This is a genomic window from Salegentibacter sp. (assembly GCF_036568425.1).
GTDB lineage: Bacteria > Bacteroidota > Bacteroidia > Flavobacteriales > Flavobacteriaceae > Salegentibacter.
Genome location: NZ_DATCSO010000077.1, coordinates 1 through 25,771 on the forward strand (window position 1 = coordinate 1; position 25,771 = coordinate 25,771).

Consider the following 25,771-nt stretch of genomic DNA (forward strand, 5'->3'; position numbering starts at 1 on the left):
GTTATACCTTTATTAAACGAAGAACAATCTCTGGTAGAATTATATAATTGGATCGCAAAAGTAATGCGGTCCAATTCCTTTTCTCATGAGATCATCTTTATTGACGATGGTAGCACCGATAATTCCTGGAAGACCATTGAAGCACTTGCTGAAAATGATTCTGACGTAAAAGGTATAAAATTCAATAGAAACTACGGGAAATCCCAGGCCCTGCATGCCGGGTTCCTACGGGCACAGGGAGATGTAGTTATCACTATGGATGCCGATCTCCAGGATAACCCCGAGGAGATTCCGGAGCTTTATCAAATGGTTAAGGAGGGAAATTACGATCTGGTTTCGGGTTGGAAAAAGAAACGCTACGATCACGTTCTTACCAAAAATCTTCCATCAAAACTTTTTAACGCTGCCGCAAGAAAAACTTCGGGAGTTAAACTTCACGACTTTAATTGTGGATTAAAAGCCTATCGCCGGGAGGTTATTAAGAACATAGATGTTTATGGGGAGATGCACCGCTATATTCCTGTTTTGGCTAAAAATTCTGGCTTTTCCAAAATAACAGAAAAGGAAGTAAAACACCAGGCAAGAAAATACGGTACGACCAAATTTGGAGCTGAAAGATTCATCAATGGGTTCTTAGATCTAATAAGCATCTGGTTCCTTTCTAAATTCGGAAGACGTCCAATGCACCTTTTTGGGGCCTTGGGAGTTTTAATGTTCCTTTTTGGTTTCATTGCTGCAGGTTGGATAGGCATCTCTAAACTATGGAAGATGTACCACAACGAGCCCAACATCCTGGTGGCACTTAACCCCTGGTTCTATATCGCTTTAACCGTAATGATAATTGGCTCACAGCTATTCCTTGCCGGCTTTCTAGGAGAATTAATCCTACGTTCCAAAAGGGATAAAGACCGTTATCTTATTAATAAAACCACCCCGAATTTATAATTCTTTTAAAGCATTAATTCTTATTTTTGCTAAGCAAAATAATTAATCATGGCTGAAATTAAACCTGAAATCCTGGCTAAAGCCAAAGACTGGCTCACCGATATATTCGACGAGGACACTAAATCCCGTATCAATGATCTAATAGATAACAATCCCCGTGAGCTGGAAGAAAGCTTTTATAAAAATGCTGCCTTCGGAACTGGTGGAATGAGAGGTATCATGGGCGTTGGTACTAACAGAATCAATAAATACACCCTTGGAAAAAATACCCAGGGCCTTTCAAACTTGCTAAAAACTGAATTCGAGGGGGAAGACCTTAAGGTTGTCATTGCCTATGATTGCCGTAATAATTCTAAAGAATTGGCAAAAATGGTTGCAGAAGTATTTTCGGCTAATGATATTGACGTCTATCTTTTTTCTGAGCTTAGACCCACTCCGGAACTCTCGTTCGCAGTAAAATATCTGGATTGCCATGCCGGCATTGTGCTTACCGCCAGCCATAATCCGCCGGAATACAATGGTTACAAAGTTTACTGGCGGGATGGCGGCCAATTAGTGCCCCCACAGGACGCTAAACTTATAGAGATTATAAATAACCTGGAATATGACGAAGTAAACTTTAAGGCCAGACCAGAATTAATACATAGTATCAATAAGCACGTTGATAAAGCCTTTTTAGACGCTTCAGTTAAAAACGGTAGTTTTGATACTCCGGCTTCAGCAAGAGAAGCTTTAAAGATCGTTTTTACTTCCTTGCACGGAACAGCCTCCACAACCAATCCACAGGTACTGAAAAAAGCCGGATATAAAAATGTCTTTATCGTAGAAGAACAGGCAAAACCAGATGGACAGTTTCCAACGGTAAAGTCTCCAAATCCTGAAGAGCCGGAAGCTCTGGAAATGGCGCTTAAGCTAGCTGATGAAAAAGATGCAGATATCGTAATCGGGACTGATCCCGATGGGGATCGTTTAGGTGTTGCAGTGCGCGATCTAAACGGTAAAATGATTCTCCTTAACGGAAACCAGACAATGCTGGTAATGACCTGGTTCCTGCTGGAGCAACATAAAAAACAGGGGAAATTATCCGATAATTCTTTTGTGGCTTCTACTATTGTTTCAACGCCAATGATAAAGATTATCACTGAAGATTACGGTGCCCAATACCACGAGGTTTTAACCGGATTTAAATGGATCGCAAAACTAATAAAAGAAAATCCGTCCCTCGATTTTATTGGTGGTGGGGAAGAAAGCTTCGGCTATATGGTTGGAGATTTTGTTCGTGATAAAGATGCAGCAACCGCTACCCTACTGGCTTGTGAAATCGCAGCACAAATGAAGGCTAATGGAAGTTCATTTTACGAACAACTTATTAAATTATATACCGAATATGGCTTATACCGCGAAGAATTGATCTCTTTGGTAAAAAAGGGAATTGAGGGCGAAGCCGAGATAAAACAGATGCTTATCGATCTTCGTGAAAATCCATGGAAAGAAATTGACGAAGAAAAAGTTGTTCTAATCGAGGATTACCAGGCTTCCAGTGCTAAAAATTTACAGCATCATACCGAAGAGGACATCAAAATTCCTAAATCTAATGTCCTGATTTACTATACCGAGAATGGGACTAAGATTGCGGCCCGACCAAGCGGTACAGAGCCAAAGATCAAATTTTACATCAGCGTGAATTCTCAATTGGATAGTATAAAAAATTTCGATAAGGAAAATCAGAAACTAGCTGAGAAAATTGAAAGGATCAAAAAAGAACTACAATTAGGCTAATCGCCGATCTATATGAGTTATTTCCGAAAAATTCTTCAGTATGCAATACCTTATAAAAGGTATGCCATATTGAATATTATTTGTAATATTTTTTATGCGGTTTTTAGCACCCTGTCTTTTATCGCACTAATTCCAGTAATCCAGGTTTTGTTTGATAAAACCAAAAGGGTAACGGCAAAACCCGTTTGGGATGGTCTGGGTGGGATAAAAGATTATGTAACCGGATATTTCAATTATCAAGTAACACAGAAAGTGGCCGAAGATGAGATCTCGGCCCTTCTTTTTATTTGCGGGATAGTTGTTCTTTTATTCCTGCTTAAAAATCTTTTTGGTTATCTGGCCGCTTATTTCATCACCTTTTTAAGAAATGGGGTTTTAAGGGATGTTAGGGATGCACTCTATAAAAAGATCCTGGCACTACCCGTCTCCTACTTTTCTGAAAAAAGAAAAGGCGATACTATTTCCCGGATCACAGCCGATGTAAATGAAGTTCAAACTTCCTTTCTATCAATTTTAGAACTCATTGTAAGAGAACCCCTTACAATAATTTTCACCATCATAGCGATGTTGATGATGAGTGCCAAACTCACCATTTTTGTCTTTGTATTCCTACCAATCTCTGGATTTATAATTTCCCTTATAGGTAAAAAATTAAAGCGACAGTCCCATAAAGCCCAGGAGGAAAACGGTTATTTCCTATCGGTAGTAGAAGAAACCCTTAGCAGCCTGAAGATCATAAAAGGTTTTAACGCCGAAGATAAAATGCAGCAAAGATTTCAGGCCTCCACAAACCGCCTGAATCATATTCTTAATAAACTTATCAACCGTCAAAACCTAGCCTCCCCTGCCAGTGAATTTTTAGGGATTTTTGTTATAGTCATCATTCTTTGGTTTGGAGGCCAAATGGTTCTGGTTGAAGGCAGCCTGGATGCGGCAACTTTTATCGCATTTTTAGGTTTAGCCTATAATATTTTAACTCCCGCTAAACAAATTTCAAAGGCCTCTTATTCTGTCAAAAAAGGAAATGCCGCAGCCGAAAGGATTCTGCAGGTGCTGGAAACTCCATCCACGATCACAGATAAACCCAACGCGATTATAAAAGAAGAGTTTGAAGACAATATTAAAATTAACAACATAAGCTTCAGATATGAAGAGGAGAATGTCCTTAAAGATTTTAATTTAAAGGTTAACAAGGGTCAAACCGTTGCCCTGGTTGGGCAATCAGGAAGTGGAAAATCTACAATTGCTAATCTTATCACTCGTTTTTATGACGTTAACCAAGGAAGCATTAGTATAGATGGAATCGATATTAAAGATATGACCAAGAAGTCCTTAAGGCACCTTATGGGGCTGGTTACCCAGGATTCAATTCTTTTTAATGATACGGTTAGAAATAATATTGCTCTCGGCAAAGATGATGCTTCTGATGAAGAGATAATTGATGCGCTTAAAATTGCCAATGCCTGGGAATTTGTAAAACATCTGCCTAAGGGCCTTGAAACAAACATAGGAGATGCTGGAAATAAATTAAGTGGAGGTCAAAAACAAAGACTTTCTATCGCACGGGCGGTACTTAAAAACCCCCCAATTATGATTCTGGACGAAGCGACTTCAGCCCTTGATACAGAAAGCGAAAAGCTTGTACAGAAGGCTCTGGAGAATATGATGAAGAACAGAACATCTATAGTTATTGCCCATCGCCTCTCTACTATCCAAAATGCCGATAAGATCGTGGTGATGCAAAAAGGTGAAATCGTAGAAGAAGGTGAACACCTGGAGCTACTTCAGAAGAAAGGAACTTACCAAAAACTTGTAGAAATGCAGTCTTTCGAGTAATAGTTCTTTGCTAAAGGCGCTGTAAATTCAACTAAATCTTAAAACAAAAAAAATGGATGAAAGTAGGTCTCCATCCATTTTTCAAAAATTATTTTCATCTTGGGGCAAATGAAAATAAAAGATTTAATTCGTTTTTATTGGGGCAAAAAGATTAAATCATTTTGATAATGTAAATATAATTCAAAATAATAAACCAACAAACATTTTTTGCATTTAATCGGTTTTTTTTGCTTTTAAACGATCAGAGTCGCTTTAACAGGCGCTAAAAGACCATATAATATTTTACTTCGGGTAAATTCATCAAAATTTAAAGATTTATATACCTTTAGCCTTTTTTAAATGGGAATCCAACTAAAATCCAAACCCATTGGAAGACTCCGAAAATCTGTTAATACATCGTTTGAAGGAAAAGGCTTCAGCCGAGACCGCCTTTAAAGAGCTCGTTAATCTTTATAAAAAAAGACTTTACTGGCATATCAGGAATATGGTCAAGGATCATGATGACACCCACGATGTGCTCCAGAATACTTTTTTAAAAATCTACAGAAACATCGATCAATTTAAGGGTGAAAGTCAGTTATATTCCTGGATGTACCGTATTGCCACAAATGAAGCACTCACTTTTCTAAACAAAAAAGCTAAACGATCACAGATAAATTCACAGGAATTACAAGACCATTTGATCTCCAAACTGGAAAGCGATGTTTATTTTGAGGGAGACGAGATCCAGTTGAAACTTCAAAAAGCCATCGCAAGCCTGCCCCCAAAACAACAACAGGTGTTTAATATGAAATACTTTGAAGAATTGAAATATCGTGAAATGGCTGAAATTCTTGAAACCAGTGAAGGCGCCCTGAAATCTTCCTACCATATTGCAGTAAAAAAAATTGAAGAGTATCTCAAAAAAAATTAAACCTTTAATGAAATTTGGAGTCTAAAAAATAAATGAAAAAGGATAATTTACCATATCGCAATAACCCGGGGTTTTCAGTTCCTCCAAATTATTTTGAGGAACTGGAAAAGGAAGTATTGGATATGGTTGGAGATTTGGAATCGGAAAAAGTTCTGGAAAATATTGAAGGTTCTGGTTTCAAAGTTCCGGAGAACTATTTTGAAAATTTAGAGATTGACTTTCCAGAAAATGATTCGCATGAGCCTAAAATTATTCCGTTGTTTAAAAAGGAATATTTGTTTTATGCTGCAAGTATAGCAGCTATAATTATTGCGTTGGCAGGCTCGCTTTATATAAATCCGGCTCCCGTAGACACCTGGCAAAACATAGAACTGTCGGTACTTGAGAATTATATAGACGATAATAATATAGACCTTACCACTACAGAAATTTCAGGATTCCTTTTTAATGATGGTATTGTATTGGACAATTCTAATTTTGATGAAGTTAATCCAGAAGCCATGTTGGATTATTTGGAAGAAAATGTAGAAGATCCCACATATATTCTTGAATAAAAAGATTATGAAAAAAATTATAGTTTTATTTCTAATGTTTCCTGCGCTAATGCAAATACAGGCGCAATCTGAAGAGAGGGAAGCTCACCGGGAAAAAATTAAAGCCCTCAAAACCGCCTATATTACTCAGGAACTTAGCTTGAGTACCAAAGTGGCCGAAAAATTCTGGCCGATTTATAATGAATATGAAGACAAAAAAAAGGATTTACATAAACGGGAACACATGAATATGGACCTTAGCAACCCCGAATGTATTAGTGAAGACCAGGCAAATGGAATGCTTAAGGAATACCTTGATATAGAAAAAGAAGAATACGTAATAAAAAAGGAGCTTTTTCAGGAACTCAAGAAAATTATTTCAGCTCAGGATATCATCAAACTTCATAAGCTGGAAGACGAATTCCATAAGAAATTAATTAAGGAATATCGAGCTAAAAAAGATCGGGATAAAACCCAGGATTAATAAACCCAGGATTAATAAAAAACTTAGTTTTTTGGTTAGTTAGTAGTTAGAGCCCCGGTTGAGAAATCTTCCGGGGTTTTTATAATTATTATTTGAAAAGAAGGCGTGATATTCTGCCTTTCCCGGTGGCATAAGCAGTAGAATCATTAAGAAACCTCAGCGTAAAAAAGCTTTCTTCTGAAAGCTGTTCCCAGTTTTTGCCTCCATCAGCAGAAAAAGAAATTCCAGTAAATCCTGTAGCAACAATATTTTTTCCATTACTATTAGGCACAAATCTAACACTGCTTTTATAGCCCGGCTCCTCAGCTTTGGCAATCAATTTCCAGGTTTTACCCCCATCGCTGGTAATTGCTTTATTCGCTGAATTATCATCAGGTTTAGTATAATCACCACCTATGATAATCCCATTATCTTCATCATAAAAATCAATGCTATACCCACCTGTGGTTTCGCTTCCCTGAATTAGCGGTGTATCAAATACGTCCCAGGTTTTTCCTTTATCTGGAGAATAGAATACTCTCGACTTCTTCCCTCCTGAAAGTACCCAGGTATTATCATCAACCACAGCAATATTAGAATTACTTGCGGCGAAAGCGGCTTCCCCTTCTGTAGTTTCTGGTAACAAACTACAGTCTAATTTCTCCCAGCTCTTTCCCCCATTCCGGGTAATAATCATAGACAAACAATTTTCTGTTGGATCCCCTATGGCTATACCTTCCAGGTCATTCCAAAAAGTCATTGAATCATAAAAAACCTTTTCACCTTCTTCGCGGTAAACAAGTTCCATTTGGCCAGAATCTCCTGTTTTATAAAGCAAAGCGGGATTGCCTACACTTAACACAAAGACATCATTACTTGTACTGGCCACTGCCCTGAATTCAGGGATATAGTCACCATAGCTTATTACTCCGGTTTTCATTTCTCCTGTTTGATTGTTATAAAGTCCGAAAGTTCCTTTATTTGCCGCAAAAGCAAGATTATTTCCAATGATCTCTACTGCGCGAATACTAAGTGAATCATCCTCAAAAATATTTTCTATTACAACACTGCTGAATTCTTTCTTTTCAGGTTTCCTTGCCTCAGAAGTCTCAGTATTTTCAGATTTGTCAGATTTACAGGAAAAGCTTAGCAATAGAACAAGAAAAAGTATTTTTTTCATTTCGAAATAATTTCAGATTTATTTGCCCATACGGGATTTTGACCAAAGATAAATTTTTCTGAAGATAAACTGCCACAGCACAAGCAATCCGGAAATCTAAAATTGAGTTAATATTAGAACTAAAACCTGGGATTTTAAGAATCTCGATTATCGGGTAAAAAAACCTACCTTTGCAGCCTCAAAATTTGATTATGCGTTTACACAGGAATTTGGTTTTTGCAACCCTTGATGCCCTTTCAGAAATCTTCAACGAAGGAGCTTATGCCGATAAAGTGATAGAGAAAACCTTAAAACGCGATAAACGCTGGGGTGCACGTGACCGTAGTTTTATTGCTGAAACTACTTACGACATCGTGAGATGGAAAAGGCTTTATGCCGAAATCGCCGAAGTTAAGGAGCCGTTTGACCGGGAAAATCTGTTTCGTATTTTTACCGTTTGGGCAACCCTTCGCGGAATAAAATTGCCAGATTGGCCACAATTTGAAGGTACTCCTACCAGAAGGATTAAAGGGAAATTTGACAGCCTGAGTAAAATTAGAAAAATGCGGGAATCTATCCCGGATTGGCTGGATGAAACCGGAGTAGCCGAGCTCGGCGAAGAAACCTGGGAAAAAGAAATCGGTGCATTAAACAAACAGGCGCCAGTACTGCTAAGGGTAAATACCCTCAAGACCACTCCCGAAAAACTCCAGCAGATATTAAAAGAAGAAGAAATTATTACTTATAAAGTAAAAGGATATCCGGAAGCCTTACAATTAGAAGAGCGGGCAAATGTCTTCAGAACCCAGGCATTTAAGAATGGTTTATTTGAGGTTCAGGATGCCTCTTCCCAAATGGTCGCTCATTTTCTGGAAGTAGAACCCGGAATGCGCGTGGTAGATACATGTGCGGGTGCTGGTGGAAAAAGCCTTCACCTGGCCGCCCTGATGGAAAATAAGGGTCAGATAATCGCAACCGATATCTATGGAAACAAACTTAAGGAACTTAAACGCCGCGCAAAACGAGCTGGTGCCCATAATATTGAAACCAGAGCGATAGACACTACTAAAGTGGTAAAGAAACTTTACAACACAGCCGATAGAGTCCTGATCGACGCTCCTTGCAGCGGACTGGGGGTACTAAGCAGAAACCCTGACGCCAAATGGAAATTACAACCAGAGTTTATCGATAATATTAAAAAGACCCAGGCTGAAATTATTGCCAAATACTCTAAAATGCTAAAACCGGGAGGAAAAATGGTCTATGCTACCTGCTCTATTCTCCCTTCTGAGAATCAACAGCAGGTTGAATTTTTCCTTGCTTCAGATGAAGGTAAAGAATTTAAGCTTATCAGAGACCAGAAGCTTCTTTCTTCAGAAACGGGCTTTGACGGGTTCTACATGGCCTTGTTGGAAAAGAAGGAATAAACTCGGTTTTTTCGTGCTTTTATGCATCCAGGGGAAAAATCCTTGGGTGATTCTACCCGTTTTTTGAAAAGTATTTCTTTTTCATTTTGGAATTTTTAATTTCAGAATCTTAAACCAGCGCGCTGCTGGACCCAAAAATGACCGCAACCAGAAGTATATTTTTGAGCATGTGTTTAATGTCAAATTAGGGTTAAAATTATAAACAAATGAAAAAACTACTTCTTCCCTTTCTCCTCTTATTATTCTCATGTGCAGATGAAGATCCTGCCCTGGAATTCCCTTTAGAAGCTGAAGAAAAATTTCCTTCAGAAATTTTCTTTTCCGAATATATTGAGGGTAGTTCCTTCAACAAAGCTCTGGAGATTATTAACCTTACCGGCAATACTATCAACCTCGAAGCCGAAGCATATTCCCTTAAAAAACAACAAAACGGTAGTGGCGAATGGATGAGTGAGCTTAAACTCACTGGAGAAATTGCCCATAATGATGTCTTTGTAATTTCCAATGAATCGGCTAATCTTCCTGAATTAATCGAAAATGCCGATCAACTCAAAACCGGTTCTCCACTTGATTTTAACGGAAATGATCCTATCGGGCTTTTCAAAAACGGAGATTTAATCGATGTAATTGGTGAAATTAATAATGCTGATGATTTTGGGAAGGACCAAACTTTGAGAAGAAAAAAATCTATTGCCGCCCCTTCCAAAACCTTTAATAATCAAGACTGGGAAATGCTGGAACTGAATACTACCGATGATTTAGGGAAATATTAATTATCAGGATTTAAAGCTTTGTATTGGCTGCTAAAAATCACAATAATTGACAGTATGTATTCTCCTGAAAAAACCTAAATTTGTGCTTTCTCAAACAACACAAAACAACCTGGAATGATCCTTTTCTTCGGAACCCAATCTGCCAAGGTTTATGCGGTAGAAACGCATACTACCCTTTCGGCGCAAGACATCACTAAATTAAACTGGCTTTTCGGAAATACTCAAGAACTCAACAAATCTGCTCTGGCAGATTTTTTTGTTGGGCCCCGTGCCGCCATGATTACCCCCTGGAGTACCAATGCCGTTGAGATTACCCAGAACATGGGAATTAAAGGCATAATACGCATCGAGGAGTTTATGAAAGTGGATAAGAATTTTCATGATTTCGATCCCATGCTTACCCAGAAATATGAAAAACTGGATCAGGATATTTTCGATATTCATATTAAGCCTGAGCCTATCATGGAAATCGAAAATATAGAGACTTATAACCAAAAAGAAGGCCTGTCTTTAAATCCGGAAGAGGTTACTTACCTTGAAAATCTTTCTGAAAAACTGGGAAGAAAACTCACCGATTCAGAGGTTTTTGGGTTCTCTCAGGTTAATTCAGAACATTGTCGTCATAAGATCTTTAATGGAACTTTTGTTATCGATGGACAGGAAAAACCTGTTTCACTATTTAAAATGATTAGGCAAACTTCCCAGGAAAATCCAAATGATATTGTTTCAGCATATAAAGATAATGTGGCTTTTGTAAAAGGTCCGCGCGTACAGCAATTTGCACCAAAAAAACCTGATGTCCCCGATTATTATGAAAACAAAGATTTCGATTCAGTAATATCGATAAAAGCCGAAACCCATAACTTCCCAACTACGGTAGAACCCTTTAACGGTGCTGCTACCGGGAGTGGCGGAGAAATACGTGACAGGCTGGCCGGTGGAAAAGGTTCCTTACCCCTGGCAGGAACCGCCGTTTATATGACTTCTTATTCCAGAATGGAACAAGATCGCACCTGGGAAAATGGAATGCCTGAACGGGAATGGCTTTACCAAACCCCTATGGATATTTTGATAAAGGCATCCAATGGTGCTTCAGATTTCGGAAATAAATTCGGCCAACCGCTTATTTCAGGATCTGTGCTTACCTTCGAACATGCCGAGCATAACCGAAGACTGGGCTACGATAAAGTAATTATGCTTGCCGGAGGTGTTGGCTACGGAAAAGCCGACCAGGCGCAGAAGGACGTTCCGAAGAAAGGAGATAAAATTGTTGTGCTAGGTGGTGAAAATTACCGCATTGGGATGGGCGGTGCTGCCGTTTCTTCTGCCGATACCGGAGAATTTGGGAGCGGGATCGAATTAAACGCTATTCAAAGAGCTAACCCGGAAATGCAAAAACGTGCTGCCAACGCGGTTCGCGGAATGGTAGAACATGAAGAAAACCCAATTGTTTCCATTCATGACCACGGTGCCGGTGGACATTTGAATTGCTTAAGCGAATTGGTGGAAGAAACCGGTGGGAAAATAGATCTTGATGCTTTACCTGTTGGAGATCCTACTCTTTCAGCAAAAGAGATTATAGGAAACGAATCCCAGGAACGTATGGGACTGGTGATTGGTGAGAGCAAACTCGAAATCCTCAAACGAGTAGCCGATCGTGAGCGCTCCCCAATGTATGAGGTAGGAGAGGTAACCGATGATCATAAATTCACTTTTGAAGGAAAAAAATCAGGACAAAAACCGATGGACCTTGAACTGGGAGATATGTTCGGGAGTTCCCCAAAAACGGTTATGACCGATAAAACCATTAAAAGGGAATATGAGGAAGTACAATATTCAACCGATAAAATTTATAAATATTTAGAACAGGTGCTTCAACTTGAAGCAGTAGCTTGTAAAGATTGGCTTACCAACAAGGTGGATCGATGTGTTTCAGGACGCGTGGCCAAACAGCAAACTGCCGGCCCTTTACAACTTCCGCTAAACAATTGCGGAGTGATGGCCCTGGATTACAATGGAAAAGAAGGAGTTGCCACCTCTATTGGCCACTCCCCTGTTTCTGCTCTGGTTGATCCGGTGGCAGGTTCAAAAAATTCAATCGCGGAAGCACTATCCAATATCGTTTGGGCCCCGTTGGAAAAAGGCCTAAAATCCATTTCACTTTCTGCAAACTGGATGTGGCCCTGTAATAATGAAGGTGAAGATGCGAGACTATACGAGGCCGTAAAAGGAGTTTCGGATTTTGCGATCTCCCTTGGCATTAATGTTCCAACAGGGAAAGATTCGCTTTCTATGAAGCAAAAGTATAAGGATGGCGAGGTTATTTCCCCAGGAACTGTAATTATTTCGGCTGCCGGTCACTGTGACGATATCAGCAAAACTGTGGAACCGGTTTTACAGAGAAACGGCGGAGATATTTATTACCTCAATTTATCCCAGGATTCTTTTAAACTTGGCGGCTCTTCTTTCGCGCAGATCCTGAATAAGGTGGGCAATGAAGTTCCTACTATAAAAAATGATAAAAAATTCGCCGAGGCTTTTGATGCGATTCAGCAACTGGTAAAAGATGAGCAAATTCTTGCCGGGCATGATGTGGCTTCAGGAGGATTGATCACGAGTCTTCTGGAAATGTGCTTTGCCGATGTAGATCTCGCTGCGAGTTTTGATCTTTCGCCTTTAAATGAAAAGGATTCAATTAAATTACTATTCAATGAAAACTGCGGAATTGTTTTTCAGGCTAAAGATGCTTCCGCAGAGGATATTCTCAAAGAGAAGAACATCGAATTCTTCAAAATTGGAAAAGTCGTGGAAGGAGATAGGGTTTCAATCCAAAACGGAAAAGAAAAACTAAGCTTAAATATCCCCGAATTAAGAGATCTATGGTATAAAACCTCATTCCTTCTTGATAGGAAACAAAGTGGAATAGATAAAGCCACAGAGCGTTTTAACAACTATAAAGAACAGCCGCTGGAATTTAAATTTCCGAAGAATTTCGACGGCAAACTCCCCTCCTCTAAAGAGACCAGAATAAAAGCGGCCATCCTTAGGGAAAAAGGTTCAAATTCGGAACGTGAAATGGCACGGGCCATGTATCTGGCCGGTTTCGATGTGAAAGATGTGCATATGACCGATTTGATCTCAGGAAGGGAAAATCTAGAGGATATACAGTTTATCGCTGCGGTGGGAGGTTTCTCTAATTCAGATGTACTGGGAAGTGCAAAAGGCTGGGCTGGAGCTTTCCTTTATAATGAAAAAGCCAAAGAAACCCTGGATAATTTCTTCAGAAGAAAAGATACTTTGTCACTGGGTGTTTGTAATGGCTGCCAGCTATTCATCGAATTAGGATTGATTAATTCTGAACATGACCAAAAGCCAAAGATGCTGCATAACGAATCTCATAAGTTTGAATGTAACTTTACTTCCGTAGAAATTCAGGAAAACAACTCGGTGATGCTCTCTAGTCTTGCCGGAAGTAAACTAGGGATTTGGGCTGCTCACGGGGAAGGTAAATTCAGTTTCCCTTACGAAGAAGAGCAATATGATATTCCTGCGAAATATGGTTATGAAGGTTATCCTGCAAATCCAAATGGATCGCATTACAATGCTGCTATGCTAACCGACAAGACAGGAAGACACCTGGTTATGATGCCTCACCTGGAGCGTTCTACTTTCCCATGGAACTGGGCGCATTACCCAGAGGGGAGGAAAGATGAGGTCTCTCCATGGCTCGAAGCTTTCGTGAATGCCAGAAAGTGGCTCGAGAAAAATTAATTGTTTTTTTGCACAAACCCCGTAAAAAGTCTTTACGGGGTTTATTATTTCAATAAACTTCAATAGGTTGATTTTAAAAACTTTATAAACTTTTAACTAAATATTAGTAAAGTTTAAAATCATTTTAATCAGTCCTTTTTCAATATTTTTTTCGCATACTTACTAATATATCTATGCTTATTTTAAAAAATCAATTTGAAATAGCTTGCAATTTTCCTATTTTGCAAGGGATTTATTAATACCACACAAATGAACCAACCGAAAAGACTTTTTGACTTTCCTTATTATCAGCTGGAAAATTTTCCTTTAGAAAAATCCCTGGTAACAAAATACGACGGACAGTGGGAGTCCCTTTCAACCAAACAATACATAGACCAGGCAAATCAAATTAGTCGTGGTTTACTCAGGATGGGAGTTTTACCCAATGAAAAAATTGCAATAATCTCTACCACAAACCGAACTGAATGGAACGTACTGGACATAGGTATTCTTCAGCTTGGAGCTCAAAACGTACCTATCTATCCTACAATTTCTGAAGAAGACTATGAATATGTACTCAACCATAGCGAGGCTACTTATTGTTTCGTGTCAGATACTGAAGTTCTTGAAAAGGTAAATTCTATACGGGCAAATACCGGGCTTAAGGAAGTTTATAGTTTTAACGAGATTTCAGGATGTAAAAACTGGAAAGAAGTTCTTGAACTGGGTGAAGATAAAAGTAATCAGGAAGAGGTGGAAAAACTAATGAAAGCTGTTAAGCCCGATGATCTGGCTACCCTCATATATACTTCCGGTACTACCGGAAGACCAAAAGGTGTTATGCTTTCTCATAAAAATATCACAAGTAATGTTTTGGGCAGTGCGACTCGTGTCCCCTTCGAGGTTGGAACTTATGTATCCCTGAGTTTTCTTCCTGTATGTCATATTTTTGAAAGAATGATTCTTTATCTATATCAGTACTATTCAGTTTCTATTCACTTTGCAGAATCTATAGAGAAGATTAGCGACAACCTGAAGGAGGTTGAACCTCATGTAATATCTGCTGTTCCCCGGGTACTGGAGAAAGTTTATGACAAAATAATCGCCAAAGGTTCTACCGTAGGAGGAATCAAACAAAAACTTTTCTTCTGGGCTGTAGAACTTGGGTTGGAATATGAACCTTATGAGGCCAACGGATGGTGGTATGAAACGCGCCTTAAACTGGCCAGAAAATTGATTTTCTCTAAATGGAAAGAAGGTTTAGGCGGTAATATTGAGCTCGTCGTTTCGGGATCGGCAGCTTTACAACCAAGATTGGCACGTGTATTTGCCGCTGCAGGAATTCCGGTTATGGAAGGTTACGGGCTAACAGAGACCTCGCCGGTAATTGCGGTAAACGATCAGCGTGACTATAACTTCCGGATTGGTACCGTTGGTAAACCATTAGAGAATGTGGAGGTGAAAATCGCAGAAGATGGAGAAATTCTTTGCAAAGGTCCCAATGTTATGTTAGGCTATTACAAAGACCCCGAAAAAACCAAAGAAGTAATAAACGATGATAATTTCTTTCATACCGGAGATATTGGAGAGTTGGATAAAGATGGATTCCTTAAAATAACCGATCGTAAGAAAGAAATGTTCAAAACCTCCGGTGGTAAATATGTTGCTCCGCAAATTCTTGAAAATGTCATGAAGCAATCACGCTTTATCGAGCAGATTATGGTAATTGGGGATGGTGAAAAGATGCCTGCCGCCTTAATTCAACCTAACTTTGAATTCATTCAGGAATGGGCTAAAAGGAAAAAGATTGATCTTGGAGATGGCTCCCATAAGACTATCGCAGAGAATGACCGCGTGAAAAATAGAATTATGGAAGAAGTAGACTTCTATAACCAGAAATTTGGAAAATGGGAAAGGGTAAAGGTCATTGAACTCACTCCAGAGGTCTGGGGAATAGACGAAGGTCACCTCACTCCTACTATGAAATTAAAACGTAGAAATATCAAGGAAATTTATATCGATAAATTCAACAAGATTTATGGTTATGATTAATTGACATGGCTTTTACTAAATTACAGTTAAAACTCTCCCTACAAGGAGAGTTTTTTTATGTAATTCCTTTAAATTTAAGGTTACTCACTTCTACCTTTCAATTTTCATTCAATTTGTTATGCGTGCATAATATTTTTTTCTTAACTTTGGGAATCAAGTATCAAAAATGAAGGAAAAAACGATAGATTATGTTTTACGTGCCACCTGGATGGCAGTTTCAAAGATGTATAATGAAGAAGCCGGAAAGGCCGGTAGTACAATGGCCACCGGTTTTGCTCTTTTAAGCATCGACCCTGAATCCGGCACACCTTCTACTTCACTTGGACCCAAAATGGGAATGGAGGCAACCAGTTTATCCAGGATACTAAAGACCATGGAAGACAAGGGACTTATTATAAGGCGTAAGAACCCCAAAGACGGGAGAAGTGTTCTTATTCATTTGACCGATTTTGGTAAGGAGATGCGTGAATACTCCAAAAAAGTAGTGTTAAGGTTTGATGAGGCTGTAAAAGATTCGGTCTCTGAAGAAGACCTAAAAACCTTTATTGAAGTTGCCAATACCATTATGGACCTTATTTCAGAAAAAAAGATCTATAAAGAAGAAGTTAAACTAAAGCATTAATAAAGATTTTATTAGCTGCGAATAGCTGAACCATTAAAAAAAGAAACGAAAACCTTATAGTAAAATTTGACTAACAACATGAAAAGAAGAATCAATAAAGTGGCCGTAATAGGCTCCGGAATTATGGGGAGCGGTATTGCCTGTCACTTTGCCAATATTGGCGTAGAAGTGCTCCTGCTGGATATCGTACCCCGGGAACTGAATGATAAAGAAAAGAAAAAAGGTCTCACTCTCGAGGATAAGGAAGTTAGAAACCGAATTGTTAACGAGTCTTTGCAAAGTGCTCTAAAATCTAAACCTTCTCCGATCTATCACAAAAAATTTGCTAAGCGTATCCAAACAGGAAACCTGGAAGATGATTTATCTAAAGTTTCAGAAGCAGATTGGATCATAGAAGTGGTAGTGGAACGTCTGGACATTAAAAAGAAGGTTTTTGATGACCTGGAAAAACACCGCAAACCTGGAACTCTTATTACCTCAAATACATCAGGAATTCCAATTCAACAGATGAATGAAGGCCGTAGCGATGATTTTAAAAAGCATTTTTGCGGAACACATTTCTTTAACCCACCCCGTTATCTGAGATTATTTGAAATTATTCCTGGACCAGATACTTCAGAAGAGGTGCTTGACTTCCTTAATGAATATGGAGAAAAATTCCTCGGAAAGAAATCGGTGGTAGCCAAAGACACCCCGGCATTTATTGGAAACCGGGTTGGGATTTTCAGTATTATGAGCCTTTTTCATATGGTGAAAGATATGGGAATGAGCATTGAGGAAATCGATAAACTTACTGGTCCCGTAATTGGTCGCCAAAAATCTGCCACCTTTAGAACAGTTGACGTGGTAGGACTGGATACGCTGGTACACGTAGCCAACGGACTTCACAAAGGAGTACCAGACGATGAAGAACATGAACTTTTTGCTCTTCCGGATTTTATCCAAACAATGGTGGACAACGAATGGTTCGGCAGTAAAAGCGGACAAGGCTTTTACAAAAAAATAAAAAATGAAGATGGTTCCAGCACCATAAAATCATTGGACCTGGACTCTTTAGAATATCGCGACCAGAAGAAGGCTTCTTTTGCTACTCTGGAAGAAACCAAAAGCATAGACAATGTAGAGGATCGTTTTGAGGTTTTAATCAACGGGAAAGATAAGGCCGGGGAATTTTACCGAAAAAGCTTCGGGGCACTTTTCGCCTATGTTTCCCATCGAATTCCGGAGATAACCGACGAACTTTATAAAATTGATGACGCGATGAAGGCCGGTTTCGGCTGGGAACACGGTCCCTTCCAGATCTGGGATGCCGTTGGCGTAAAAAAAGGAATCGAACTTATTGAAGCTGAAGGCAAAAAACCTGCCGCCTGGGTAAATGAAATGCTTGAAAACGGCAAGGAATCATTCTATACCGTTAAGGAAGGCAATACCTATTTCTACGATATTCCAAAAAAGGAACATGTAAAAATACCAGGGCAGGATTCTTTTATCATTCTGGACAACATCAGGGAATCCAAAGAGGTATTCAAAAACAGCGGAGTGGTGGTTGAAGATCTTGGCGATGGTATCCTGAATGTAGAATTCCGAAGTAAAATGAACGCAATTGGAGGTGATGTGCTGGACGGAATCAATAAAGCCATAGATATTGCTGAAAAAGATTACCAGGGCTTGGTAGTTGCCAACAATGGAAAAAATTTCTCTGTTGGGGCTAATATTGGAATGATCTTCATGATGGCCGTGGAACAGGAATATGAAGAGTTGAATATGGCGATTAAATATTTCCAGGATACGATGATGCGGATGCGCTACTCCTCTATTCCAACCGTTGCTGCACCTCACGCAATGACCCTTGGTGGTGGATGCGAGCTTTCTCTTCACGCCGATAAAGTTGTGGCAGCTGCCGAAACCTACATTGGTTTAGTTGAATTTGGTGTTGGGGTAATTCCCGGAGGCGGTGGTTCAAAGGAAATGACCGTTCGTGCTGCTGATACTTTTGAAAAAGACGATGTTGAATTAAACCGATTAAGAGAACACTTCTTAACCATTGGAATGGCAAAGGTTTCTACATCGGCTCATGAAGCTTACGACCTTAATATCCTTCAAAAAGGAAAAGATATAGTAGTGGTGAATCCCGACAGGCAATTGGCAATCGCTAAAAAACACGCCCTGTTAATGGCTGAAAACGGTTACACCAAACCCATTCACCGTACAGATATAAAAGTTCTGGGGAAACAGGCTTTAGGAGCTTTCTTAGTAGGTACCGACCAGATGAATGCTGGTAATTACATTAGCGACCACGATAAGAAGATCGCCAACAAACTGGCCTATGTGATGGCCGGTGGAGACCTTTCTGAACCGCAAATGGTAAGTGAACAGTATCTACTTGACCTGGAAAGGGAAGCGTTCCTTTCATTGACCGGAGAGCGCAAAACTCTGGAAAGACTTCAGCATATGTTGAAAAAAGGGAAGCCGCTAAGAAATTAATCGTATAGAGTATAATGTAGGTTGAAAAAAAATGACTTTCAATTTACAACCTACATTATAACCAGGAATTTCAATATCCATTATACAAAATACAAAATAAAATGAGTAAAACAGCATACATAGTAAAAGCATACAGAACAGCCGTGGGGAAAGCTCCCCGCGGAGTGTTCAGATTTAAGCGGCCTGATGATCTGGCAGCTGAGACTATTGAATATATGATGAAACAATTGCCAGATTTCGACAAAACCCGAATCGATGATGTAATTGTTGGAAATGCAATGCCTGAAGCCGAACAAGGTTTAAACGTAGGCCGTCTGATCTCATTAATGAGTCTCGATACCGATAAAGTACCGGGGATGACGGTAAACCGGTATTGTGCTTCAGGTCTGGAAACAATCGCGATAGCCTCTGCCAAAATCCAAAGCGGCATGGCCGACTGCATTATTGCCGGTGGTGCCGAAAGTATGAGCTACATTCCAATGGGAGGCTACAAACCAGTCCCTAATTACAAAGTTGCCAAAGAAGGGAATGAAGATTATTACTGGGGAATGGGCCTTACTGCAGAAGCAGTAGCTAACAAATACAAGGTTTCCCGGGAAGATCAGGATGAATTCGCTTTTAATTCACACCAAAAAGCTCTGAAAGCTCAAGGAGAAAACCGATTCCAGGATCAAATAGTACCTATTAATGTTGATGAAACCTTTGTAGGAAAAGACGGAAAAAAACAAACTAAATCTTATACAGTTACTAAGGATGAAGGTCCGAGAGCCGATACATCCAAGGAAGTTTTAGGAAAACTTAGACCGGTTTTTGCCGAAGGCGGTAGCGTAACCGCGGGTAACTCTTCACAAATGAGCGATGGAGCTGCTTTTGTGATGGTTATGAGTGAAGAAATGGTAAAGGAATTCAACCTGGAACCAATAGCCCGGCTGGTAAGTTATACTCCTGTTGGGGTTCCCCCAAGAATTATGGGAATTGGGCCGGTAGAAGCTATCCCAAAAGCCTTAAAACAAGCCGGATTAAAGCAAGATGATATGCAACTCATCGAACTAAATGAAGCTTTTGCATCACAATCCCTGGCGGTAATCAGGGAATTAGGATTAGATCCTGACAAGGTCAACCCAAATGGAGGTGCAATTTCCATGGGCCATCCATTGGGTTGTACCGGAGCAAAACTTTCGGTGCAGATCTTCGATGAAATGCGTAAACGCGATTTAAAAGATAAATACGCTATGGTTACAATGTGCGTTGGTACCGGACAAGGGGCAGCAGGAGTTTATGAGTTTTTTAATTAGTTTCAAGAAAATATTTCAGAATAAAAATTAAAGAATGTGAATTGAAAATCTGGTTAACATTAAAATGATTGCATGGCACCTGGTTTAAAATTCAAGAACAATAAATAAAATAACAATACAACAATGGAAACAGAAAATAAAAAAGAACTTTTGCGCGGTGGGCAATTTCTGGTTAAGGAGACCAAAGCGGAAGACATATTTACCCCGGAAGATTTTACCGAGGAACAAAAAATGATGCGTGATTCGGTGAAAGAATTTGTAGATCGTGAGATCTGGCCGAAGAAAGAAGAGTTCGAAAAGAAAAATTATGCGCTTACCGAAGAAGTAATGCAAAAAGCCGGAGAACTTGGCTTTCTTGGCGTAGCGATCCCTGAAGAATATGACGGACTTGGAATGGGCTTCGTATCAACCATGTTGGTTTGTGATTATATTTCAGGGGCTACCGGTTCTATTGCTACAGCTTTTGGAGCACACACCGGGATTGGTACCTTGCCCATCCTGCTGTATGGAACAGAAGAACAACGAAAAAAATATGTTCCGAAGTTATCTACCGGAGAATGGTTTGGTGCCTATTGTTTAACTGAACCAGATGCAGGTAGTGACGCTAATTCGGGAAAAACAAAAGCTGAGCTTACCGAAGACGGAAAGCATTACAAGATAAACGGTCAAAAAATGTGGATCTCCAATGCGGGCTTTGCAGATATCTTTATAGTTTTTGCTCGAATTGAGGATGATAAATACATCACAGGTTTCATAGTAGAATACGACAAGGAGAATCCCAACGGCATCACCTTTGGAGAAGAAGAAAAGAAGCTTGGAATCCACTCCTCCTCTACCAGGCAGGTATTTTTCAATGATACTTTGGTACCTGTGGAAAACATGCTTTCTGAAAGAGGAAACGGCTTTAAAATTGCGATGAACGCCTTGAATGTTGGTCGAATTAAACTTGCCAGTGCAACTTTAGATGCACAGCGCCGTGTTACTGATGTGGCTGTTAAGTATGCAAATGACCGAGTTCAGTTTAAAACTCCTATTGCGAAATTTGGTGCGATAAAATCTAAATTGGCTGAGATGGCCACTTCTACCTGGGTTGGGGAGGCTGCGAGCTACAGGGCCGCAAAGATGATTGAAGACAGGATAGGCATACGCATGGAAAACGGCGAATCTCATGCCGATGCCGAATTAAAAACTTTTGAAGAGTACGCTATAGAATGTTCTATCCTTAAGGTGGCTTGTTCAGAAGATATTCAGAATTGCAGCGATGAAGGTATACAAATCTTCGGGGGTATGGGCTTCTCTGCCGATACACCGATGGAATCTGCGTGGAGAGATGCCAGAATCGCAAGGATCTACGAAGGTACCAATGAGATCAACCGCATGTTGGCCGTGGGAATGCTGATTAAAAAAGCGATGAAAGGCCACGTAGACCTGCTTGGACCTGCCCAGGCTGTAGGTGATGAACTCACCGGCATCCCTTCTATGGACAAACCCGATTATTCAGAATTGTTTGCAGAGGAAAAGGAAATGATCAAGAAAATGAAAAAAGTATTCCTTATGGTTGCCGGAAGTGCTGTTCAGAAATTTGGACAGGAACTCGAAGAGCATCAACAATTGCTATTAGCAGCTTCCGATATTCTAATCGAAACTTATATGGCCGAATCGGGAATACTAAGAGCAGAGAAAAATGCAAAACGCTTTGGAGAAGATCAACAAAAAGAACAAATCCAAATGGCCAAACTTTATCTATACCATGCCGTAGATACGGTTAGCCAGAAAGCCAAAGAAGGTATTGCCTCTTTCGCAGAAGGAGATGAACAGCGTATGATGCTTATGGGCCTTAAACGCTTCACCAAATATGAAAATATGCCCAATATTGTGGAGCTTAGAAATAGCATCGCAGAAAAACTGACTTCAGAAAATAAGTATATGTTCTAAATTTCAATTAAATCTGTTTTAAAAAGGCCGTCAAATTTAGACGGTCTTTTTTTTATTGCTTATTTTTAAAGTTTATGCTGATTATGGTTTCGGGGATTTTCAAAAATATCGTATGAGCAACAGTCTAAGATTAATATGCATTTTTCTTTTTAGTTTTTTAATTCAGGAAACTTCTGTTTATGCCTTTCAGCAGCAGGATTCTACTGCTGCAGAGATCGAACTTCCTACAGAAGAGAAAATAGATGAAACCGAATCATCCAATTACATACCCAATAGTCTTGAAGAATACAACGAGGCCTATTTTGCTTTAACCCGGCTGAATAATCCCCTGGGGTTCCCGCCCAATAAATTCAATTTACAAACTCCACAGGCCACTCTGGAGCATTTTGTAATTAGCTGTCGCAATCAAAATTTTAATGATGCTGCCCATGCTTTGAACCTCAATTTAATGCCAAATACCATTAACATTAAGGAGGCTGAAGATTTGGCTCAAAAGCTTTATTATGTACTTGATCAACGGGTAGACATAAATTGGGATGCGTTACCAGACAGGCCAGATGGGCAAATAGATTTAAGAACAACCACCAATCAGGCGGTTGCCGGGCAGCCACGAAGAAGTATTGTTTTTGGTGAACTCCAAATTGATAACCGTGATATTATATTTAGGCTGCAAAGAGTTAAGTATAAGAATTACGGTGCGATTTGGTTAATATCGTCTAACACAGTAGAGAATACTGAAGAACTTTACCAGATTTTTGGCCCCACATTTTTAGACAGGAATATGCCAAGATGGTCCCAGGCTAAAATAGGCAGAGTCCCTCTATGGAAACCTGTGCTTACTATTTTATTAATCCTCATTTCATATTTACTTGGGCGTCTGGTTATTCTTTTAATTAGAAAAATTGCCAAATCCTTTGATAAACCGTTAATCCTGGATCTATCGAAAAGGCTGGGAGTACCTGCGGCAATGGCAGCAGGAGTCTTATTCTTCTATATAACCTTAAACAACCTCATCTCCTATTCAGGAATGTTTTCCAGTACCATTTATGCTATCTTACTGGCGGTTGTAATTGCTTCAGGAACCTGGTTCTTTATGCGCATTATTGACTTCTTTATGCGATATGTAGCCGAAAACAAAATAGGAGATGTAACTTCTGAAGACAGCCATGAAGCCAGACAGCTTTTTACCTATTTCTCGGTAGCCAGAAGAATTTTAACTTTTACTGTAGTGATTATAGGTACCTCTATAATTCTATCTCAATTCAGATCTATGGAGAAGCTTGGGGTTTCTATGTTAGCTTCTGCAGGCCTTGCTACGATCATTCTGGGGATTGCGGCCCAAAGCACCCTTGGAAATATTATCGCGGGAATACAGATAGCGATCACAAAGCCCGCAAGAATTGGGGATACCGTAATAATAGAAGATCGCTGGGGATATGTTGAGGATATTAGGTTTACCTATATGGTGGTACGAACCTGGGATCTTAAAAGACTTATCGTTCCATTAAAAACAGTAATCTCTGAAACCTTTGAAAACCTTTCTATTACCAGTCCGCACCAATTAAATGAAATTGAACTTTTTGTAGATTACAGAGTAGATGTCGAAAAGCTGAGAAAGAAATTTAAAGAGCTTCTTGAAAATTCTGAAGATTGGGATCAGGAACACCCACCTTTGCTTCAGGTACTAAGAATGACCGAGAAATCTTTACAAATCAGGGCTGTTTGTAGTGCAAAAAACGCAGTTGTTGCCTGGGATTTACATTGTAAGCTCAGGGAACAAATGGTGGCTTATATCAATGAATTAGAAGAAGGTATTTATTTTACCCGTTCTCGTATTGAACTAAAAGACCCTAAGTTTAATACCGATACCGATAAACCAGATTCAAAAAATTAAACCTGGAACTAATAGTTTAGCCCAGGTTTATCTAATGGGTTTCCTCTAAACTCAGAAGCTTAAAATTCGCTTAACCATGATTCTTCAGCACTAATTCCTCTGCTAAAATTTGCGGCTGTCTCAATTAGCGCCAAATGAGAATATGCCTGAGGAAAATTACCGAGCAATCTTTTGGTTTTAAAATCTATATCCTCGCTAAAAAGCCCCAAATGATTACTATAGCTTAGCAACTGATCAAATAATTCTTTCGACTTTTTTCGCTGTCCTATTTTAAACAAGCTGTCTATTAACCAAAAGGTACAAATAGTAAAGGAAGACGAAGGTTCTCCAAAATCATCTTTATTTTTATAGCGATACATTAAGCCATCTTTGCAGAGTTCTCTTTCGGTAGCTTCCACCGTTTTTATAAAGCGTGGATCTTTTGCTTCAATGAATCCATAGGATTCCATCAGTAAGGTAGAAGCATCCAGATCTTTAGAGCCATAGGATTGCGTATAAGCCTGGATTTCTTCATTCCAACCATTGTTATAAATATCGGTATAAATATCTTCTCTAAGGCTTTTCCACTTAGTATCGTTAACACCCATTCGCAGAACATCTCCAATTTTTATTGCCCGGTCTACTGCTACCCAGCAAAGCAATTTTGAGAATACAAAATGCCGATCTTCGGTACGCAATTCCCAAATTCCCTTATCGGGTTGTTGCCAGTGCTCTTCCACAATGTTCACAATACCGCGTACTATAGTCCAGAGTTCTTCTGAATTTTCCATGGAGGTTTCAAACTGAAGAAATTGCTGGTAGATCACCTCCATTAAAATTCCGTAGATATCGTTTTGTTTCTGGATATAGGCCGCATTCCCTGTCCGTACCGGCTGAGAGTTCTTATAACCTTTTAAATGGTCCAGAATATGTTCGGTGAGTTCTTTCTCGCCATTAATGCCATACATTATCTGGATCTTTTCATCCTTATTGGGAATAATATCAATAATAAACTGTAGAAATTCCTGCGCCGACTCCATGTGACCTAACCCTGCCATTACTTTTATCACCATTGAGGAATCCCGTATCCAGCAAAAACGATAATCCCAGTTTCGTTCCTCTCCAATTGTCTCGGGAAGTGAAGTGGTAGCGGCAGCCAGAACCGCCCCAGATTTTTTATAAGTGAGAGCCTTCAAAACCAAAGCACTACGCATAATTTCATCAGAATAGTGTGTATACCTTGTGGTTTTAGCGCTCCAGTTCATCCAGTAAGTTTTGGTACGCTGAAATTTAAGATAGGCCCGGTCCAGGTTTTGGGTAATCAGCTTTTCGTGATAACCAACCAAGCAATAGGCATTTTCGGTTAAGCTTAGCGTGTTTTGCTCCACAATATCATTCAATTCGAAAGTGGAATAGAAAAAAAGAGAATCATATTTACCTTCTTTGGTAAAACTCTTTAAATATGCTCCCTTATTCTCAGTATAGGTCTTTTCCCTGGCAAAGTCCAGTTTAGGATCATATTTTATTCTGAATTGAGGTTTTCCCTTTAAATGGCGAAAGAACCTAATAATATCAGGTGGAGTATAAAAAGAGCCATCTTCCCTTGGATAGCGAGGCATAAAATCTATGAGCTGAAATGCATCGGTGCCATTATCGAATATCGTACTAATAATATTGGTGTCCCAAAGGTAATTCTGCTCCGTATTATAGTCTTCAGAAATTAGAATTTCAAAACTTCCTCCCCTTTCTTCATCCAGGAGTTTTGCGAATACACCGGCAGAGTCAAAATTTGGCAGGCAGCACCAATCCAGGGATCCCGTTTTAGAAACCAGCGCTGCACTTTTACAATTTCCTATTATTCCATAATCTAAATTATCCATATAGTCTTAAAGTTCTTTTAAAAGGATGGTTGTGTGCTATGATTTTCGGAAA

General features: G+C 39.5%; 17 protein-coding genes. 15 read left to right on the forward strand and 2 right to left on the reverse strand.

The genetic code is table 11. The annotated features are described in order from the left end of the window. The 6 genes from VIM94_RS07400 to VIM94_RS07425 all read left to right on the forward strand — a co-directional run. The coding region (locus tag VIM94_RS07400; protein WP_332038654.1) for a glycosyltransferase family 2 protein at positions 1-945 on the forward strand (945 nt) is incomplete at its 5' end. 48 nt (positions 946-993) lie between these two features. Next, positions 994-2,724 carry a phospho-sugar mutase gene (locus VIM94_RS07405; RefSeq protein ID WP_332038655.1) on the forward strand — a complete coding sequence of 577 codons (1,731 nt, stop codon included), beginning with the start codon at positions 994-996 and terminating at the stop codon, positions 2,722-2,724. 12 nt (positions 2,725-2,736) lie between these two features. Further along, positions 2,737-4,560 (forward strand): ABC transporter ATP-binding protein, encoded by a 1,824-nt coding sequence (locus tag VIM94_RS07410; protein WP_332038656.1) that lies wholly within the window; start codon positions 2,737-2,739, stop codon positions 4,558-4,560. 367 nt (positions 4,561-4,927) lie between these two features. Then, positions 4,928-5,473: an RNA polymerase sigma factor gene (locus VIM94_RS07415; RefSeq protein WP_332038657.1), complete on the forward strand. Its 546-nt coding sequence runs from the start codon at positions 4,928-4,930 to the stop codon at positions 5,471-5,473. A gap of 32 nt (positions 5,474-5,505) precedes the next feature. Next, entirely contained in the window at positions 5,506-6,027 is a 522-nt protein-coding gene (locus VIM94_RS07420) for a hypothetical protein (protein ID WP_332038658.1), read from the forward strand. 7 nt (positions 6,028-6,034) lie between these two features. Beyond that, positions 6,035-6,490: a hypothetical protein gene (locus VIM94_RS07425; RefSeq protein ID WP_332038659.1), complete on the forward strand. Its 456-nt coding sequence runs from the start codon at positions 6,035-6,037 to the stop codon at positions 6,488-6,490. Between the two features lie 88 nt (positions 6,491-6,578). Here the strand turns inward: VIM94_RS07425 and VIM94_RS07430 are convergent, their stop codons facing one another. Further along, positions 6,579-7,649, reverse strand: coding sequence for a WD40/YVTN/BNR-like repeat-containing protein (locus tag VIM94_RS07430; RefSeq protein ID WP_332038660.1), 1,071 nt, complete (start codon positions 7,647-7,649; stop codon positions 6,579-6,581). Positions 7,650-7,840: 191 nt separating this feature from the next. Here VIM94_RS07430 and VIM94_RS07435 point away from each other — a divergent pair, with 191 nt between their 5' ends. The 9 genes from VIM94_RS07435 to VIM94_RS07475 all read left to right on the forward strand — a co-directional run bounded on the left by VIM94_RS07435 (position 7,841) and on the right by VIM94_RS07475 (position 23,860). Then, complete coding sequence (locus VIM94_RS07435) at positions 7,841-9,055, forward strand: RsmB/NOP family class I SAM-dependent RNA methyltransferase (RefSeq protein WP_332038661.1); 1,215 nt, start codon at positions 7,841-7,843, stop codon at positions 9,053-9,055. Positions 9,056-9,261: 206 nt separating this feature from the next. Further along, positions 9,262-9,828, forward strand: coding sequence for a hypothetical protein (locus tag VIM94_RS07440; RefSeq protein WP_332038662.1), 567 nt, complete (start codon positions 9,262-9,264; stop codon positions 9,826-9,828). 114 nt (positions 9,829-9,942) lie between these two features. After that, positions 9,943-13,599 (forward strand): phosphoribosylformylglycinamidine synthase, encoded by a 3,657-nt coding sequence (gene purL / locus VIM94_RS07445; protein ID WP_332038663.1) that lies wholly within the window; start codon positions 9,943-9,945, stop codon positions 13,597-13,599. Positions 13,600-13,848: 249 nt separating this feature from the next. After that, positions 13,849-15,630: a long-chain fatty acid--CoA ligase gene (locus VIM94_RS07450; protein WP_332038664.1), complete on the forward strand. Its 1,782-nt coding sequence runs from the start codon at positions 13,849-13,851 to the stop codon at positions 15,628-15,630. 166 nt (positions 15,631-15,796) lie between these two features. Next, positions 15,797-16,252, forward strand: coding sequence for a MarR family winged helix-turn-helix transcriptional regulator (locus VIM94_RS07455; RefSeq protein WP_332038665.1), 456 nt, complete (start codon positions 15,797-15,799; stop codon positions 16,250-16,252). Between the two features lie 78 nt (positions 16,253-16,330). Next, positions 16,331-18,736: a 3-hydroxyacyl-CoA dehydrogenase/enoyl-CoA hydratase family protein gene (locus tag VIM94_RS07460; RefSeq protein ID WP_332038666.1), complete on the forward strand. Its 2,406-nt coding sequence runs from the start codon at positions 16,331-16,333 to the stop codon at positions 18,734-18,736. 101 nt (positions 18,737-18,837) lie between these two features. Then, a complete protein-coding gene (locus VIM94_RS07465; protein ID WP_332038667.1) occupies positions 18,838-20,031 on the forward strand; it encodes an acetyl-CoA C-acyltransferase in 1,194 nt (397 codons plus the stop codon). 123 nt (positions 20,032-20,154) lie between these two features. Continuing rightward, complete coding sequence (locus tag VIM94_RS07470) at positions 20,155-21,966, forward strand: acyl-CoA dehydrogenase family protein (RefSeq protein ID WP_332038668.1); 1,812 nt, start codon at positions 20,155-20,157, stop codon at positions 21,964-21,966. A gap of 112 nt (positions 21,967-22,078) precedes the next feature. Beyond that, a complete protein-coding gene (locus tag VIM94_RS07475; protein WP_332038669.1) occupies positions 22,079-23,860 on the forward strand; it encodes a mechanosensitive ion channel family protein in 1,782 nt (593 codons plus the stop codon). 59 nt (positions 23,861-23,919) lie between these two features. Here the strand turns inward: VIM94_RS07475 and VIM94_RS07480 are convergent, their stop codons facing one another. Beyond that, positions 23,920-25,719 carry a glycoside hydrolase family 15 protein gene (locus tag VIM94_RS07480; protein ID WP_332038670.1) on the reverse strand — a complete coding sequence of 600 codons (1,800 nt, stop codon included), beginning with the start codon at positions 25,717-25,719 and terminating at the stop codon, positions 23,920-23,922. Positions 25,720-25,771: the final 52 nt, after the last annotated feature.

Bases quoted from the DNA above. Each gene is read 5' to 3' on its own strand.
- VIM94_RS07420 (WP_332038658.1), top strand. From the start codon at position 5,506: ATGAAAAAGGATAATTTACCATATCGCAATAACCCGGGGTTTTCAGTT.
- VIM94_RS07405 (WP_332038655.1), top strand. From the start codon at position 994: ATGGCTGAAATTAAACCTGAAATCCTGGCTAAAGCCAAAGACTGGCTC.
- VIM94_RS07440 (WP_332038662.1), top strand. From the start codon at position 9,262: ATGAAAAAACTACTTCTTCCCTTTCTCCTCTTATTATTCTCATGTGCA.
- VIM94_RS07470 (WP_332038668.1), top strand. From the start codon at position 20,155: ATGGAAACAGAAAATAAAAAAGAACTTTTGCGCGGTGGGCAATTTCTG.
- VIM94_RS07460 (WP_332038666.1), top strand. From the start codon at position 16,331: ATGAAAAGAAGAATCAATAAAGTGGCCGTAATAGGCTCCGGAATTATG.
- VIM94_RS07450 (WP_332038664.1), top strand. From the start codon at position 13,849: ATGAACCAACCGAAAAGACTTTTTGACTTTCCTTATTATCAGCTGGAA.
- VIM94_RS07410 (WP_332038656.1), top strand. From the start codon at position 2,737: ATGAGTTATTTCCGAAAAATTCTTCAGTATGCAATACCTTATAAAAGG.
- VIM94_RS07480 (WP_332038670.1), bottom strand. From the start codon at position 25,719: ATGGATAATTTAGATTATGGAATAATAGGAAATTGTAAAAGTGCAGCG.
- purL (WP_332038663.1), top strand. From the start codon at position 9,943: ATGATCCTTTTCTTCGGAACCCAATCTGCCAAGGTTTATGCGGTAGAA.
- VIM94_RS07475 (WP_332038669.1), top strand. From the start codon at position 22,079: ATGAGCAACAGTCTAAGATTAATATGCATTTTTCTTTTTAGTTTTTTA.
- VIM94_RS07430 (WP_332038660.1), bottom strand. From the start codon at position 7,649: ATGAAAAAAATACTTTTTCTTGTTCTATTGCTAAGCTTTTCCTGTAAA.
- VIM94_RS07465 (WP_332038667.1), top strand. From the start codon at position 18,838: ATGAGTAAAACAGCATACATAGTAAAAGCATACAGAACAGCCGTGGGG.
- VIM94_RS07455 (WP_332038665.1), top strand. From the start codon at position 15,797: ATGAAGGAAAAAACGATAGATTATGTTTTACGTGCCACCTGGATGGCA.
- VIM94_RS07435 (WP_332038661.1), top strand. From the start codon at position 7,841: ATGCGTTTACACAGGAATTTGGTTTTTGCAACCCTTGATGCCCTTTCA.
- VIM94_RS07425 (WP_332038659.1), top strand. From the start codon at position 6,035: ATGAAAAAAATTATAGTTTTATTTCTAATGTTTCCTGCGCTAATGCAA.